This window comes from Pannonibacter sp. Q-1, assembly GCF_054073275.1.
This window is the reverse complement of the sequence record NZ_JBSXNB010000004.1, coordinates 14,393-28,327: the sequence shown is the minus strand read 5'-3', so window position 1 is coordinate 28,327 and position 13,935 is coordinate 14,393. Positions and strand designations below refer to the sequence as shown.

Here is a 13,935-nt window from a genome sequence, read left to right as displayed (position 1 = left end):
TCAGCCTGCCGGTTCCAGCCGCACCAGCTTGCCATCGGGCGCATCCGTCAGCAGATAGAGGAAGCCGTCCGGGCCTGAGCGCACGTCGCGGATGCGCCAGCCCTTGTCTTCCAGCAGCCGCTCCTCACCCACGATCTTGCCGTCTTCCATGTCGAGCCGGTTGAGGTGGGTCAGCGCGAGCGCGCCGATGAACAGGTCGCCCTGCCAGCCCTTGAAGGCATCGCCCTGATAGAAGGCCATGCCGGACGGGGCGATGGAGGGCACATAGACCTGGATCGGCGGCGTCATGCCTTCCTTCTCCTTGCCCTCACCCATGGGCAGGCCGGAATAGGCGCGGCCATGGGTGACGACGGGCCAGCCATAGTTTGCTCCGGCCGTGATCACATTCACTTCATCGCCGCCGCGTGGCCCGTGCTCGTTGGCCCAGAGTTCTCCCTCCGGTGTCAGCGTCATGCCCTGCGGATTGCGGTTGCCATAGGTGTAGATTTCCGGCAGCGCGCCAGCGGTGCCGAGGAACGGGTTATCCGGTGCAGGCGCGCCATCCTTCGTGATGCGGATGATCTTGCCCGAGTGCAGCGACAGATCCTGCGCCGTATCGTCTGCACCATGGTCGCCGATGCTGGCGTAAAGATAGCCGTCTGTCCCGATGACGAGCCGGGAGCCGAAATGGCGTCCGTTCGAGCCCGGCGTCGTCGCGGTGAAGAGGACGGTCACGTCCTCCAGCCCTGTATCCGTCAGTTTTGCCTTGGCAATGCGCGTGGTGCCGCGCCGCTCCACCGGCGTGGAATAGGAGAAGTAGATGGTGCTGTTCGAAGCAAAATCCGGATCGAGGATCACATCCAGCAACCCGCCCTGGCCGCTGTCGTAGATCTCCGGCAGGCCGGTCAGCGGCGCGCTCAGGCTGCCATCGGCACCCACGATCCGCAGCCGTCCCGGCCGCTCGGTGACGAGCATCCGCCCATCGGGCAGGAAGGCAAGGCCCCAGGGATGCTCCAGATCCGTGGCGACTTCCACGATCCTGAAATCTGCGGCTTTGGAGCGGACGGTTTCCTGCGCAATGGCAGCAGGTGCGGCGCCCGCCATGAGGGCGGCAAGACCAAGGGGGAAGAGGCGTGACAGGGGCATCAAGGATCTCCGCAGCTTGAACAAGACGTGTCAGCAGGCGGCAAGACCGCCCGCAGCGTATCCCGCATATGGGGCAGGGGATCGTGAGAACCAACAAGGGATGCCGGGAATGGGGCGGAGGCTCACGCAAGCGTGACTGCGCGAGTCCGGAGTGTCATCCCGGTTTGACGCGCAGCGGCAAGACCGGAATCCAGTACGCCCGGAGAGGGAGATGGCTGATACCGGGGTTACTGGATCCCCGCCTGCGCGGGGATGACAAGGTGAGTGGCTTCGGGGAAGTGGGTGGTTGGGTTCTCTGGCCTGTGCATCCATCACAGGTCCCGGCACGGAGGCCGGGACGGCGCGGTGGGTAGTGGGTGCGGCGAAAACATCAGCTTCAGACCTCGCACCTTCTGCAGTTCCAATGACTGCTCTGGGAGCGAGTAGTCCCCGGGTCTTCACTTCGTTCCGCCCGGGGCGACCACTGCGGTGGGCTAGAGGCTGTGCCTCGATAACATCAGCTCCGCCTCACCGGCAGCTTAAGGCGATTGCTTCACATCACCCCCGGCGCGGCAGGGATTGGCCTTTTTCCGCGATGTCGAGGAACAGGCCGGTCATCAGGCGCATGCCTTCTTCCATCACCGGCAGCAGCACGTGCTCGTTGGGGCCGTGCTGGCCGCATTCGGCGTGGGAATGGGGCACCCAGATGGTCGGCAGGCCGAGGATTTCGGTGAAGGCGTCGTTCGGCAGGGAACCTGCAAGGTTCGGCAGCACATGCGGCTTCCTGCCGGCGGTTTCCGCCAGCGACTGTTCCACGAACTTGACCCACGGATGATCCGGCGGGAAGCGGGTGGCGCGGAAGGCTTCGCCGCGTGAGGGCTTCACGGCGACCTGCGGGAAGCCTTCCCGGTCCAGATGACGGCGCAGGGCAGGGATGACGCCCTCCACATCCGTGCCGACCACAAAACGCAGCTGGATCGTCGCCCTTGCCTTGCCGGAGATGGCATTCTGCGGGGCATCGATGTTGCCGTTGGCCATGGCCAGCACGGCCACGGAGTTCCAGCCGAAGACGCGCTCCGAAGGCGTGAGGTCTTCCTGTCCCCAGTCCGCATCATGGCGGCGGGGCGGCAGGTCCTTCAGCGCTTCGCGGATATCCGGCGTCAGGCTGTCGGGCAGCCATTCCTTGATGCGGATCTGGCCGCGCTTGTCGGTGATCGAGGCAATGGCATGGGCGAGGATGATCGCCGGATCGGCCAGCAGGCCACCAAAATTGCCGGAGTGATGGTCCGAGGGGCGCAGATCCACGGTGAGATCGATGCCCATGCCACCGCGCGAGCCCATGAACATGGTCGGCGTGTCAGCGGCAAGGCGCGGGCCGTCCGAGGCGATGAGCACGTCCGAGGCGAGCAGATCCTTCTTCTCCTCGAAGAAATCCCTCAACCCATAGGAGCCGGTCTCTTCGGCCATCTCGATGATGACCTTGGCATTGAAGCCGAGGCGGCCGTTTTCCTTGAGGATCAGCTCCATGGCCTTCAGGTTGATCAGATGCTGCACCTTGTTGTCGGCGGTGCCGCGCCCGTAGAGCTTGTCATCCTCGCGGGTCAGCACGAAGGGGGAGAGGCCCTCGCGCCAGCGGTGCGCCTCGCCATTGCACACATCGCCGTGGCCATAGACCAGCACGGTGGGCAGGGCCGGATCCTCGATGCGCACACCCGTCAGCAGCGGCGCGCCGCCCGGACGCGGGTTGGCATGGATGGCCACGTCAAAGCCCATGGCGGTCAGCATCGGCTGCATTTCGCCGGTGAGATAGGCCATCAGGTCTTCCGGCGTGCCTTCGGACTGGCTGACCGACTTGTGCGCCACAAGCCGGGCGAGATCGGTTTCCAGCCCGCCTTCCGTGACATAGCGGGAGGCGGCGGCAATGAGGTCCTGTCGTGTGGTCATGTCTGAAATGCTCATGCTGGGATGGGTTGCGCCGCCGGGATGGCAGGGCCAAGGGCGGCGATGTCGGGCACTTCCCAGCCGCGGCCGGGCATGGCGGAGAGAAGCTGGCGGGTATACTCGTTCTGCGGATTGCCGAAGACCTCGTCCACCGTGCCATATTCCACCGCGACGCCTTTCTGCATCACGAGGATATGGTCGGAAATCTCGGCCGCCACCCGCAGGTCGTGGGTGATGAAGAGGATCGTCAGGCCGACATTTTTCTTGATATCCGCCAATAGTTTGAGCACGTCCTTCTGAACCGATACATCAAGCGCCGAAACGGCCTCGTCGGCAATCAGGATCTTCGGATCGACCATCAGCGCACGGGCAATGGAAATGCGCTGACGCTGGCCGCCGGAGAACTGCGAGGGATAGCGGTCGAGCGCGTCCTGCTCCAGCCGGACGATACGTAGCAGCTCCTTCGCCTTTTCCATCGCCTGCGCACGCGGCACGCCGAAGTTGGTGGGGCCTTCGAGCAGCAGGTCGCCGATCTTGCGGCGCGGGTTCAGCGAGCCGTAAGGGTCCTGGAAGACGATCTGGATGTGGCGGCGGAAGGCGCGGCGGCCCGCAGCCGTCGTGATGTCCAGCCGCTCGTTGCCGATGTAGACCGAGCCTTCATCCGGCTCTTCCAGACCCATCAGGCAGCGCACCAGCGTCGTCTTGCCCGATCCGGACTCGCCGACAATGCCAAGGGTCTGGCCCTGCAGAACCTCGAAGTCGATGGGGCGCACCGCATGAACCGTTCTTGCGGGCTTGAACAGGCTGCGCGGGGAACGGAAGGTCTTTTCGATGCCGGCGACCTTGAGGGCCACGGGTTTGCCGGTTTCCGGCCCGCCCTTGCCGCTGTGCTTGCGCGGCACGGCGTCGATGAGCATGCGGGTGTAGGGATGCTTCGGCCGGTTCAGCACCTCGTCAGCCGGGCCCTGCTCGACGACAATGCCCTTCTGCATCACCACCACACGGTCGGCGAGTTCCGCCACCACGTCGAAGTCGTGGGTGACGAAGAGGATGCCGGCCTTGTGGGTTTCCTTCAGCTGCTTGAACATGCTCAGGATCTGCGCCTGCGTCGTCACGTCCAGCGCCGTCGTCGGCTCGTCGGCAATCAGCAGGCGCGGCTCCATGGCCAGAGCCATGGCAATGACGATGCGCTGGCGCTGGCCGCCGGAGAGCTGGTGCGGATAGGCATGATAGATCCGCTCCGGATCCGGCAGGCGCACTTCCGTCAGCAAAGCAATCGTGCGGGCCTTCTGCTCGGCACGGGGCATGGTGGTGTGGGCGCGGAAGACTTCCTCGATCTGCTCACCCACCGTGTAGCACGGGTTGAGCGCGCTCATCGGCTCCTGGAAGATCATGCCCATGCGGTTGCCGCGCAGCTGCATGTGCTCGCGCGGGGACAGCTTGAGCAGGTCCTTGCCCTCGAACCAGATTTCTCCGGCCGATGGCTTCAGCGCCTTGGGCAGCAGGCCCATGGCGGCAAAGGACGTGATCGACTTGCCCGAGCCAGACTCTCCGACGATGCAGAGGATTTCGTTCTCGCGGATTTCGACGGAGAGATTTTCCACCGCATGGGGCCGGTCGCCGCCTTCCGGCAGGTCGATGGTCAGGCCCTTGATGGACAGAACGGTGTTGCCGGTCATGGTCATCAGTTTCTCCCTTCGGGCGCGGTGATGTCGCGGATGCCATCGCCCAGCACGTTGATGCCGAGAACAAGGGCGAAGAGGGCGATGCCGGGGATGGTGATCAGCCAGCTCTCGAACAGGATCATGGGACGGCCTTCGGAGATCATCAGCCCCCAGGACGGCAGCGGCGGCTGCACGCCGAGGCCGAGGAAGGAGAGGGCGGCTTCCAGAATGATGGCATGGGCCATTTCCAGCGTGATGACGACGATCAGCGCATTCATCACGTTGGGCAGCACATCCTTCCACAGGATGCGCGGCAGGCTGGCGCCCAGCACTTCGGCGGCGGAGATGTAGTCCATCTGCCGCACCTGCATGGTGGCGGCGCGCATGACCACGGCAAAGCGGTCCCACAGCAGCAGGCCGAGTACGGTGACCACCACCTGCAGCGAGCCGCCGAAGATGGCGACCACCGCCAGCGCCACCAGCGTGGCCGGAAGGGCGAGGCGCACGGACAGGATGAACATCACCACCGCATCGACGCGGCCGCCGAAATAACCGGCAAGCACGCCCAGCGTGGTGCCGATGACCGCGGAAATGAGGGCCGCAACACAGCCGATCAGCAGCGAGATGCGGGCGCCGTAGATGAGGCGGGAGAGATAGTCGCGGCCGAGCTGGTCGGTGCCCAGAATATGCTCCCAGGTGCCGCCCATGAAGACGGGCGGCTTCATGCGCATCAGCAGATCCTGGTGATAGGGATCATGCGGGGCAAGGACCGGGGCCAGCAGCGCCACGGCGGCCGTAAAGGCGACGATGACGAAGCCGATGAGAAAGCCCTTGTGGCGGAAGGCCCTGCGCAGGATCTGGCGCGAGGGCGAAACCGCAACGCGCGGCGCAACTGCGGCCGGGGTTGAAGACGGTGTGCTCATGTCAGGCGCTCCTCAGCCGCGGGTCCAGCCAGGCATTCAGCACATCGGCCAGGAAGGTGAAGACGATGTAGAGCATCGCAAAGATCAGGATGAGCGCCTGCAGGGTCGGCAGGTCGTTGCGGGAAATGGATTCCCAGGCGAGATACCCGGCGCCATGCAGTGCGAAGATGGTTTCCACGATCACCGAGCCGCCGAACATGAAGCCAAGCTGCACGGCGGCGAGGCTGACGACAGGGATGATGGCATTGCGCAGCGCATGCTTGAACATGATGATGCGCCAGTTGAGGCCTTTGGCCCGGGCGGTGCGGATATAGTCGGCGTTCAGCACTTCCAGCATGCCCGCACGGGTCAGGCGCATGATGGCGGGTGTGGCGTAATAGCCGAGCACGACCATGGGCAGGATGTAACCGGTCCATACGCGCGTGCCGGACGCCGGAACGACGCCGAGATTGACGGCAAAGATGAGCATCAGGATCAGTGCGAACCAGAAGCTCGGGATCGCCTGGCCGACGACGGCGATGGTCAGGGCGATGCGGTCGATGATCGTGTTCGGGAAGGCAGCAGCAATGACGCCCATCGGAATGGCAACGACGAGGGCAAAGCTCATGCCCAGGCTGCCGACGATGAAGGTGACGGGCAGCCGGTCGGCAATGAGATCAGCCACCGGCACCTTGAAATAGTAGCTCATGCCGAAATCGCCGGAGAGCGCCCGCATCAGCCACTCGGCGTATTGGGTCAGCAAAGGCTTGTCGAAGCCGTACTGGGCCCGGATGGCGGCAATGGCTTCCGGCGGAGCTTCATGGCCGGCGATGGCGATGGCCGGGTCGCCTGCCATGAACAGCAGCATGAAACTGAAAAAGGAGACCGTCAGCGCCAAGAGGGCCGCCAGTCCGAGTTTTGAGAGAATGAATTTGAGCATCTTGCCGCCTGCATGAAAAGGAAGGGAGACGGGCTGGCCGCCTCCGGTCTTGTCTTGGCGCAGCTTCGCCGGGGGCGAAGGCACGGTCGGCCCGGAGCTGGGCGGACCCGGCTCCGGCGGATCAGGAGTTTATTTCCAGCTGATCTCGTTGAACCGCACCAGCTCGTCCGGGGTGGGGGTGAAGGACACGTCCTGGCCCATCACGTAGTTGGACGAATAGGTCCACAGCGGCACCCAGTAGGCCTTGTCGATGATGTAGGTCAGGGCTTCCTTGTAGGCGGCCTTGCGCTCGTCGTCGTTCACCGAGAAGTCACCCTTGTCGAGGATGGCCTGCAGGTCCGCGTCACGGGCATCATCCTCGCCCTGCATCTTGAAGAACTGGCTGGCGATGGCCGACACATCGGCGATGGAGTTCGAGCCCCAGGTCTGGAAGGAGATCGCAACCTCGCCCTTGAGGCGCTTTTCGCGCAAGGCCGAATATTGCAGGTAGTTGAGGTTGGCCCTGATACCCACGCCAGCCAGCATGCCGATCATGGCTTCGGCGAGCGGACGGTCGCGGTAGGCGTAAAGATCCATCTCGAAGCCGTTCGGGTACCCGGCCTCTGCCAGAAGGGCGCGGGCCTTTTCCTGATCATAGGCATAGGTCGGCAGGTCCTGATCACAGCCGAACTGGACGGGCGAACAGGCGCTGTCCACCACCTGCGACGAGCCCTTCAGCAGCGCATCGACGATGCCCTGCCGGTTGATGGCGTGATAGAGCGCCTGACGCACCCGCACGTCCTTCATCGGCGTGTCGGGAGAGGAGCGGCCGGCGGCATCCATCGACAGATAGCCGATGCGCATGGTCGGGGCGTTGACGATCTGGAACTGCTCCAGCGTCGCCATCTTTTCCGCCTGATCGGCCGGTACGCCCCAGACGAGATCAACGGAGCCGCTGAACAGTTCGGCCATCTGCGTGTTGGTGTCCGGAACGGTGCGGATGTCCACGGTGCCGATGGAGGCTTTCGGCTTTGCCGTTTCGACGTAGTCGTCAAACCGCTTCAGCACATAGTGCTTGCCGGGATCAAGGCTCTCGACCTTGTAGGGGCCGGTACCGACCGGCTTGGTCGCAACGCCGTCCGGGCCGACGGCGGCATAATATTCGTTGGGGTGAATGATCACGCCGTTGGCGAGATATTCAAGCGCAGCCGGGAAGGGGCCCTTGGTGTGGATGCGGACCGTGTACTGGTCCACTTTCTCGGCATGGTCGATCCAGCTGGTCTTGGCGGTTGCCTTGATGCCGTTCTTCGGATCGACCGTGTAGTTCAGGGTGTAGACGACGTCATCGGCGTCGAAGTCCTCGCCATTGTGGAACTTGACGCCTTCGCGCAGCTTGAGTTCCAGGGTCTTGTCGTCCACCCAGCTCCAGCTGGTGGCCAGAACGCCCTTGTATTCGCCGGTTTCCTGATCGCGGTAAACCAGTTCATCCCAGATGGCGGTGGCCAGAAGCAGGCCTTCACGGGCCGTGTTGAAGTAGGGATCGATATGCTCAACTTCCTTCGTGAAGGCAATGTTGAGCGTATCGTCCGCCTTGCCGGCGAGTGCGGAGGTGGTGAGCAGGCATGCAGGCAGGATCGCTGCCGCGGCAGTCGTCAAAAGCTTCATCAATCTTCCCCTCTTGCCCGTTTCGAGCTTGTTACATTGTCAGCGTACGCGATTTTTCATTTTTGTACACAAAAAATGACACTCTACATGCAATCGGGTGTTACGCTGTCTTGACCTTGCGGGAAGTCCGGCTTCCCGCCATAGAGGTTTGCGGGAGAAGGAGAACGGCTGTGAGCACTGTCAGACTGCCAACCGCAGAACATATCTTTGAACAGCTTGAGGGTCTTATTGCCGAGGGACGCTTCAGCCAGGGGGAACGGCTGGACGAGGTGTCGCTGGCCCGTGAGTTTGGCGTGTCGCGCACGCCGCTGCGAGAGGCCTTGCGGCTGCTGGCCGCCTCCGGTTTGGTCGAACTTATCCACAACCGCGGCGCCTTCGTCCGCCAGCCCGACTTCGTGCGGCTGGTGGAGATGTTCGAGGTGATGGCCGAGCTTGAGGCCTGGTGCGCCCGTCTTGCCGCGGCCCGGATCACGGCCGCCCAGCTGATGCTGCTGCGCCGGGCGGCGGATGGATGCGAGCGGGCCTTCGCCGCCGGCGACTTCCGCAAGTACTATGACGAGAACGCCATCTTTCACGGCCTGATCTATGATGCGTCCGGCAACAGTTTTCTGGCGGAAGAAACGCGCGCCATGCAGCGGCGCCTCAGGCCTTTCCGGCAGGCACAGCTTTCTGCCGCAGACCGGCTGCGCGCCTCCATGCAGGAGCACCGGGACATCCTCAATGCTCTGGAGGCCGGGGACACGGCTGCGGCCGAGCGGCTGATGCGCTCCCACATTCAGGTGCAGGCGGCCGTTTACGGCGAATTGCGCGGTGAATTTGCCATGCGCACGCTGGAGCAGGCGAGCGCCTGACATCTGGTCTGACGATAGGGTTAAGGGCCGCCGGTGATCGGCTCGCCCAGCGCGATGCGCATGGAATTGGTGATGTGGTGGGCCAGCGCCTGCTGCGCTTCTGCGTAGCGGCCTTCCGCCATGGGCTCCAGAAAAGCCAGATGCTCGCGGATGACGCGCACCGCATTGGCCGGCGTCACCTTGATCTGCGATTGCACCGCCATGCGCACCTTGATGGCATTGACCCGGTAGACATTGCTCATCACCGCATTGCCTAGCGCCGCAATCAGGCCCTCATGCATTTCCCAGTCGAGATGCTGGATCATGTGGGCAGCGGCGTCATGGCCTGCGGGATCTGCCTGCAACAGCTGCGCCTGGCCTTCCTGGTGCCGGGCAATCCAGCTTTTCAGCAAGGCAGGGTCGAGCTTGGCGGCAATTTCCGGTAAAGCCGCAACTTCGAGCAGGCGGCGCATCTGATAGGCGTCGCGGACGAAGTGAATGTCGAGCCCCGGCACCATCAGGCCGCGCTTGGGCACGGTCACCAACAGGCCTTCCGCCTCAAAGCGGGGGATGGCTTCACGCACGGCGCCCAGAGTTGCGCCGGTCATGTCCATGAGTTCGCGCTGGCTGATGAGCTGGCCGGGCCGCAGGCGGCCGGAATTCAGCAGCTCCTCGATCCCCTCATAGGCAGCCTGACGCAGGGAGACCGGCTTTGCTGCCGAACCTTCTGCCTCTGGCGTCCGGTCCTTCTTCCGGGACATCGTTCGCGTGTTCATTCCTGCTTAACCCAGATTGCTAACCGCATGCTGACATGTTACGACATTGTTACGCCGTTTGCCAGTGGGGTGAATTTCACGCTGGTCTGGGAACGGGGCGGCCAGCCGGCTTGGAGGAGCAAGACCGGGGCCATAACAAGACCGATCTGGGAGGATATGATGGATCTGAGCCTGACCCGCCGCAAGTTTCTGAGCACCGTTGCAGCCGTTTCCGCGGGCGCAGCCGTTCTGTGCACGATTCCGGCACTCGCCGCTGACAAGATCACCCTGCGCATGTCGACGCCCGCAACCGAGACGGACAGCCGCACGGTGGCGCTGTCCACCATCTTCGCTCCGGCGATTGCAGAGTTTGCCGAGTATCAGCCGCATTATAATGCCTCGCTGTTCAAGCAGGGCACCGAACTGGAAGCCATCGCCCGCGGCAACCTGGAAATGGCCATCACCTCGGCGCAGGAACTGGCGGCCATTTTCCCGGAATTCTCCATCTTCACCGCCGGTTACCTGCACAAGGACGCCGAGCACCAGAAAAAGGTGTTTGCCGCCGAATTCATGCAGCCGCTGAAGCAGAAGGTTGAGGACGAGCTTGGCGTCAAGCTGCTCTCCGTCATGTATCTCGGCCGGCGCCAGCTGAACCTGCGCACGGACAAGGAAATCAAGACCCCGGCAGACCTTGCAGGCGTCAAGCTGCGCATGCCCGGTTCCGAAGCCTGGCAGTTCCTCGGCAAGGCGCTTGGCGCGAGCCCGGTGCCGATGGCTTTCACGGAAGTCTACACCGGCCTGCAGACCGGCGCGATTGATGCTCAGGACAACCCGCTGCCGACGAACCGCGACGTGAAGTTCTATGAAGTCACCAAGCAGATCGTTCTGACCTCGCATCTGGTGGACCTCAACTACATTGCCTTCTCCAAGAAGGTCTGGGACAGCCTGACCGCAGAACAGCAGGCCGCCGTGCAGAAGGCCGCTGATGAGGCTGCCGAAAGCGGCCGCCAGAAGCAGCTGGCGCTTGAGGCGGAGCTGGAGCAGTTCTTCAAGGATCAGGGGCTCAAGGTCTACACGCCGGATATCGAGGCTTTCCGCACCCATGTGCAGAAGCAGTATCTGGAATCGGACTTCTCCAAGTCCTGGCCGGAAGGCATGGTCGATCAGATCAACGCCCTCTGAGTTCCGGAGATAGAGGTCATGCGTGAAATCGCCCGCCGCTTGCAGGCCGGGGCGGATCATGTGGCGGCGGGCTTGCTCGCCGCCCTGTTCGCCACCTTCATCTTTCAGGTCCTGTCCCGCTATGTCTTTCTGCGGTTTTATCCGGGGATCGAGATCGGCTGGACGGTGGAATTCAGCATGACCCTGTGGCTGTGGGTGGTGCTCTGGGGGGCGGCGTTCTGCCTCCCGGAAACCTCCCATGTCCGCTTCGACCTGTTCTATCAGGCTGCAGGCCGGCGCACGCGCCGCGTCATGGCCCTTGTGGCCGCGCTGGTGATCGTTGCTGCCTTTGCCGCCGCACTTCCCGCCACCTGGGACTACATCACCTTCTACAAGATCAAGAAGAGCGCCATCCTGAAATGGCGCCTGGACTACGTCTTCGGCATCTATGCGCTGTTCGCTGCGGCCATCATCGGCCGCTACATCTGGCGGGCCGCCAGGATCGTGCGAGGGGAAGCGCCCGGCGAAGACGATACGGACAATTCGGCTGAAATCCTGGCCAATGGGGGAGGGCGGCTGTGACCCTTGCATTCATCGTCTGCCTGGGCGTGCTGCTTGCGCTGGCCGCCCTCGGGGCGCCCATTGCCCTGTCCATGATCGTGTCCTCGATCGTCTATGTGGCCATGCGCGGTCAGGACATGGCGCTGCCCGCAGAACAGCTGATCCAAGGCATCTATGACAGCTATGTCATTCTCGCCGTGCCGCTGTTCATCGTGGCCGCCAACATCATGAATGCGGGAACCGTGTCCGAACGGCTGCTCGGCTTCGTCGTGGCCATTGTCGGGCGCTTCCGGGGCGGGTTGGGCCACGTCAATGTGGTGGCAAGCCTCATCTTTGCCGGCATGTCCGGCTCGGCGGTTGCCGATGCGGCCGGGATCGGCAAGCTGATCATCAACATGATGCGCGAGGGCGGGCGCTATACGGCCGGTTATGCGGCAGCGATCACGGCGGCTTCTTCGACCATCGGCCCCATCATTCCCCCGTCGATCCCGATGGTGCTTTATGCACTCGTGTCGGACCAGTCGATCGGCTACCTGTTCCTCGGCGGCATTGTGCCGGGCCTGATCATGGGGGCCGTGCTGATGCTGATGAACGCCCGCATTTCGGCGCGGCGCGGCTTCAAGCTGGAGGAGCCGGTTCCGGTCCGGCAGATCCCGCGCCTGACGGTCAATGCCTTCCCGGCGCTGATGATGCCGGTGATCCTGCTGGTCGGCATTTACGGCGGCATGACCACGCCGACGGAAGCCGCCGCTCTGGCCGCGCTTTATGCCCTGTTCCTGTCGGTGGTGTTCTACCGGGCGCTGTCGTTCCGCGCCTTCTGGGACATCATGCGCGTCAGCGCGAGGCAGTCGGCCTCGGTGGGCGTCGTCATCGGCGGGGCGCTGATCTTCAACTACATCGTCGCCTCGGAGAACATTCCGGCGCATATGCGGGCCTTCGCCGGAGCGCTCGACATTTCGCCGCTGATGTTCCTGCTGATGATCAACGTCCTGCTGCTGCTGCTCGGCTGTCTGCTGGATGCCTCGACGCTGATCCTCGTCATCATTCCGCTGTTCCTGCCGGCCTGCCGCGAGCTTGGCATCGATCTGGTGCATTTCGGTGTCGTGGCCATCGTCAACTGCATGATCGGCCTGATCACGCCGCCTTATGGTATCGTGCTTTTCGTCATCAACGCCGTCACCGGCATTTCCCTGCGCGAGATGATCCGCGAGATCTGGCCCTTCCTCGGGGCGCTTCTGGCGGCGCTGCTGGCACTCATCCTCTTCCCTGATCTGGTCCTCTGGCTGCCCCGCATGTTCGGCTACGCCGGCTGACCTCACCTGTCCTTAATGCTGAAAGGAACCTGACGTGTTCGCTCCTATTGGCGGAATTGTGCCTGTCGTCCTGACCCCGTTTACTCCGGACAACCGGATCGACTGGGAGGGCTACGAGGCCCTGATCGAATGGTATCTGGCCCATGGCAGCGAGGCGCTCTTTGCCGTCTGCCAGTCTTCCGAAATGCAGTTCCTGAGCCTTGAGGAGCGGGTGGACCTTGCCCGCTTCACCATGGAGAAGGTGAAGGGCCGCGTGCCGGTGGTGGCCTCGGGCCACATCTCGGACAGCGCCGAAGACCAGAAGGCGGAAATGACCGCCATTGCCGCCACGGGCGTTGACGGGCTGGTGCTGGTGACCAACCGCCTGGCGCAGAAGGAGGAGGGGACGGATGTGTTCCGCGCCCGCCTCGATGATCTTCTGGCAGCTCTGCCGAAGGATGTGCCGCTGGGCCTCTACGAATGCCCGGCGCCGTACCGCCGCCTGCTGACGGATGACGAGATCAGGTTCTGTGCAGACACAGGCCGCTTCCTGATGCTGAAGGATGTCTCGTGCAATCTGGACGTGGTCAAGCGGCGCGTCGCCCTGACCAAAGGCTCGCCGCTTGCCATCAGCAATGCCAATGCGGCCATTGCCTATCCGGCGATGCAGGCAGGCTCCAAGGGCTTCTGCGGTGTCATGAACAACGTGCATCCGGATCTCTACCGCTGGCTGGAGGATCACGGGGCGTCCCATCCGGAACTGGCCGAGGAACTGGCCGTGTTCCTCGCCCTTGCCGCCATGTGCGAGCCGATGGGCTATCCGAAGCTTGCCAAGGTCTACCATCAGCGCCTCGGCACCTTCCGGCATGACCACTGCCGCACCATCACTTATGACATCTTCGACAAGTTCTGGGCGCTGGATGTGATCCTCGACCGGATCGAGCAGGGCACGGCGCAGTTCCGTGAGAAGATTGCAGCGCTCGGCTGAGACCCGCACGCAACGGGCTTGACCGCTTGAGTGCTGGTCAAGCCCGCGCGGCGCATGAGCAATTTCAAGGCGTGATGCGGCAGCATCGAACGCCTTGGTATGAGGAGCTGCCGGCAAGGCCGGATGGAACCTTCCCTGGACTTGCAGAATTTG

12 protein-coding genes are annotated in these 13,935 nt (G+C 63.4%); 5 read left to right on the top strand and 7 right to left on the bottom strand.

The annotated features are described in order from the left end of the window. The 6 genes from ACVNHC_RS11700 to ACVNHC_RS11675 all read right to left on the bottom strand — a co-directional run bounded on the left by ACVNHC_RS11700 (position 1) and on the right by ACVNHC_RS11675 (position 8,195). A complete protein-coding gene (locus ACVNHC_RS11700; RefSeq protein ID WP_457167388.1) occupies positions 1-1,125 on the bottom strand; it encodes a PQQ-dependent sugar dehydrogenase in 1,125 nt (374 codons plus the stop codon). Between the two features lie 537 nt (positions 1,126-1,662). Continuing rightward, positions 1,663-3,048, bottom strand: a complete 1,386-nt coding sequence (locus ACVNHC_RS11695) for a M20 family metallopeptidase (RefSeq protein ID WP_457167387.1) — start codon at positions 3,046-3,048, stop codon at positions 1,663-1,665. Between the two features lie 11 nt (positions 3,049-3,059). Beyond that, the gene (locus tag ACVNHC_RS11690; RefSeq protein ID WP_457167386.1) at positions 3,060-4,730 is read right to left on the bottom strand and encodes a dipeptide ABC transporter ATP-binding protein; all 1,671 of its coding nucleotides are present in this window, start codon (positions 4,728-4,730) and stop codon (positions 3,060-3,062) included. Beyond that, positions 4,730-5,632 (bottom strand): ABC transporter permease, encoded by a 903-nt coding sequence (locus tag ACVNHC_RS11685; protein ID WP_457167385.1) that lies wholly within the window; start codon positions 5,630-5,632, stop codon positions 4,730-4,732. Before ACVNHC_RS11685 ends, ACVNHC_RS11690 begins: the two co-directional genes overlap by 1 nt. Position 5,633: 1 nt before the next feature. Beyond that, positions 5,634-6,551: an ABC transporter permease gene (locus ACVNHC_RS11680; RefSeq protein WP_457167384.1), complete on the bottom strand. Its 918-nt coding sequence runs from the start codon at positions 6,549-6,551 to the stop codon at positions 5,634-5,636. 129 nt (positions 6,552-6,680) lie between these two features. Further along, the gene (locus ACVNHC_RS11675) at positions 6,681-8,195 is read right to left on the bottom strand and encodes an ABC transporter substrate-binding protein (protein WP_094461778.1); all 1,515 of its coding nucleotides are present in this window, start codon (positions 8,193-8,195) and stop codon (positions 6,681-6,683) included. A gap of 170 nt (positions 8,196-8,365) precedes the next feature. Here ACVNHC_RS11675 and ACVNHC_RS11670 point away from each other — a divergent pair, with 170 nt between their 5' ends. Continuing rightward, on the top strand, positions 8,366-9,046 hold the full coding sequence (locus tag ACVNHC_RS11670; protein ID WP_094461777.1) for a GntR family transcriptional regulator: 681 nt from the start codon (positions 8,366-8,368) through the stop codon (positions 9,044-9,046). 20 nt (positions 9,047-9,066) lie between these two features. On the opposite strand, the gene ACVNHC_RS11665 is transcribed toward ACVNHC_RS11670, so the two are convergent. Then, positions 9,067-9,786 carry a GntR family transcriptional regulator gene (locus tag ACVNHC_RS11665; RefSeq protein ID WP_082205816.1) on the bottom strand — a complete coding sequence of 240 codons (720 nt, stop codon included), beginning with the start codon at positions 9,784-9,786 and terminating at the stop codon, positions 9,067-9,069. 174 nt (positions 9,787-9,960) lie between these two features. Between ACVNHC_RS11665 and ACVNHC_RS11660 the strand changes: the two genes are divergently transcribed. The 4 genes from ACVNHC_RS11660 to ACVNHC_RS11645 are packed head-to-tail and all read left to right on the top strand — an operon-like array spanning position 9,961 to position 13,782. Continuing rightward, positions 9,961-10,962, top strand: coding sequence for a sialic acid TRAP transporter substrate-binding protein SiaP (locus ACVNHC_RS11660; protein WP_094462028.1), 1,002 nt, complete (start codon positions 9,961-9,963; stop codon positions 10,960-10,962). A gap of 18 nt (positions 10,963-10,980) precedes the next feature. Next, positions 10,981-11,523, top strand: coding sequence for a TRAP transporter small permease (locus tag ACVNHC_RS11655; protein ID WP_050471443.1), 543 nt, complete (start codon positions 10,981-10,983; stop codon positions 11,521-11,523). After that, positions 11,520-12,815 (top strand): TRAP transporter large permease, encoded by a 1,296-nt coding sequence (locus ACVNHC_RS11650; RefSeq protein ID WP_050471444.1) that lies wholly within the window; start codon positions 11,520-11,522, stop codon positions 12,813-12,815. The genes ACVNHC_RS11655 and ACVNHC_RS11650 overlap by 4 nt, the downstream gene beginning before the upstream one ends. Before the next feature lie 34 nt (positions 12,816-12,849). Further along, positions 12,850-13,782, top strand: a complete 933-nt coding sequence (locus ACVNHC_RS11645) for a dihydrodipicolinate synthase family protein (protein WP_457167383.1) — start codon at positions 12,850-12,852, stop codon at positions 13,780-13,782. Positions 13,783-13,935: the final 153 nt, after the last annotated feature.

Bases quoted from the DNA above. Each gene is read 5' to 3' on its own strand.
- ACVNHC_RS11700 (WP_457167388.1), bottom strand. From the start codon at position 1,125: ATGCCCCTGTCACGCCTCTTCCCCCTTGGTCTTGCCGCCCTCATGGCG.
- ACVNHC_RS11695 (WP_457167387.1), bottom strand. From the start codon at position 3,048: ATGACCACACGACAGGACCTCATTGCCGCCGCCTCCCGCTATGTCACG.
- ACVNHC_RS11690 (WP_457167386.1), bottom strand. From the start codon at position 4,730: ATGACCATGACCGGCAACACCGTTCTGTCCATCAAGGGCCTGACCATC.
- ACVNHC_RS11685 (WP_457167385.1), bottom strand. From the start codon at position 5,632: ATGAGCACACCGTCTTCAACCCCGGCCGCAGTTGCGCCGCGCGTTGCG.
- ACVNHC_RS11680 (WP_457167384.1), bottom strand. From the start codon at position 6,551: ATGCTCAAATTCATTCTCTCAAAACTCGGACTGGCGGCCCTCTTGGCG.
- ACVNHC_RS11675 (WP_094461778.1), bottom strand. From the start codon at position 8,195: ATGAAGCTTTTGACGACTGCCGCGGCAGCGATCCTGCCTGCATGCCTG.
- ACVNHC_RS11665 (WP_082205816.1), bottom strand. From the start codon at position 9,786: ATGTCCCGGAAGAAGGACCGGACGCCAGAGGCAGAAGGTTCGGCAGCA.
- ACVNHC_RS11660 (WP_094462028.1), top strand. From the start codon at position 9,961: ATGGATCTGAGCCTGACCCGCCGCAAGTTTCTGAGCACCGTTGCAGCC.
- ACVNHC_RS11655 (WP_050471443.1), top strand. From the start codon at position 10,981: ATGCGTGAAATCGCCCGCCGCTTGCAGGCCGGGGCGGATCATGTGGCG.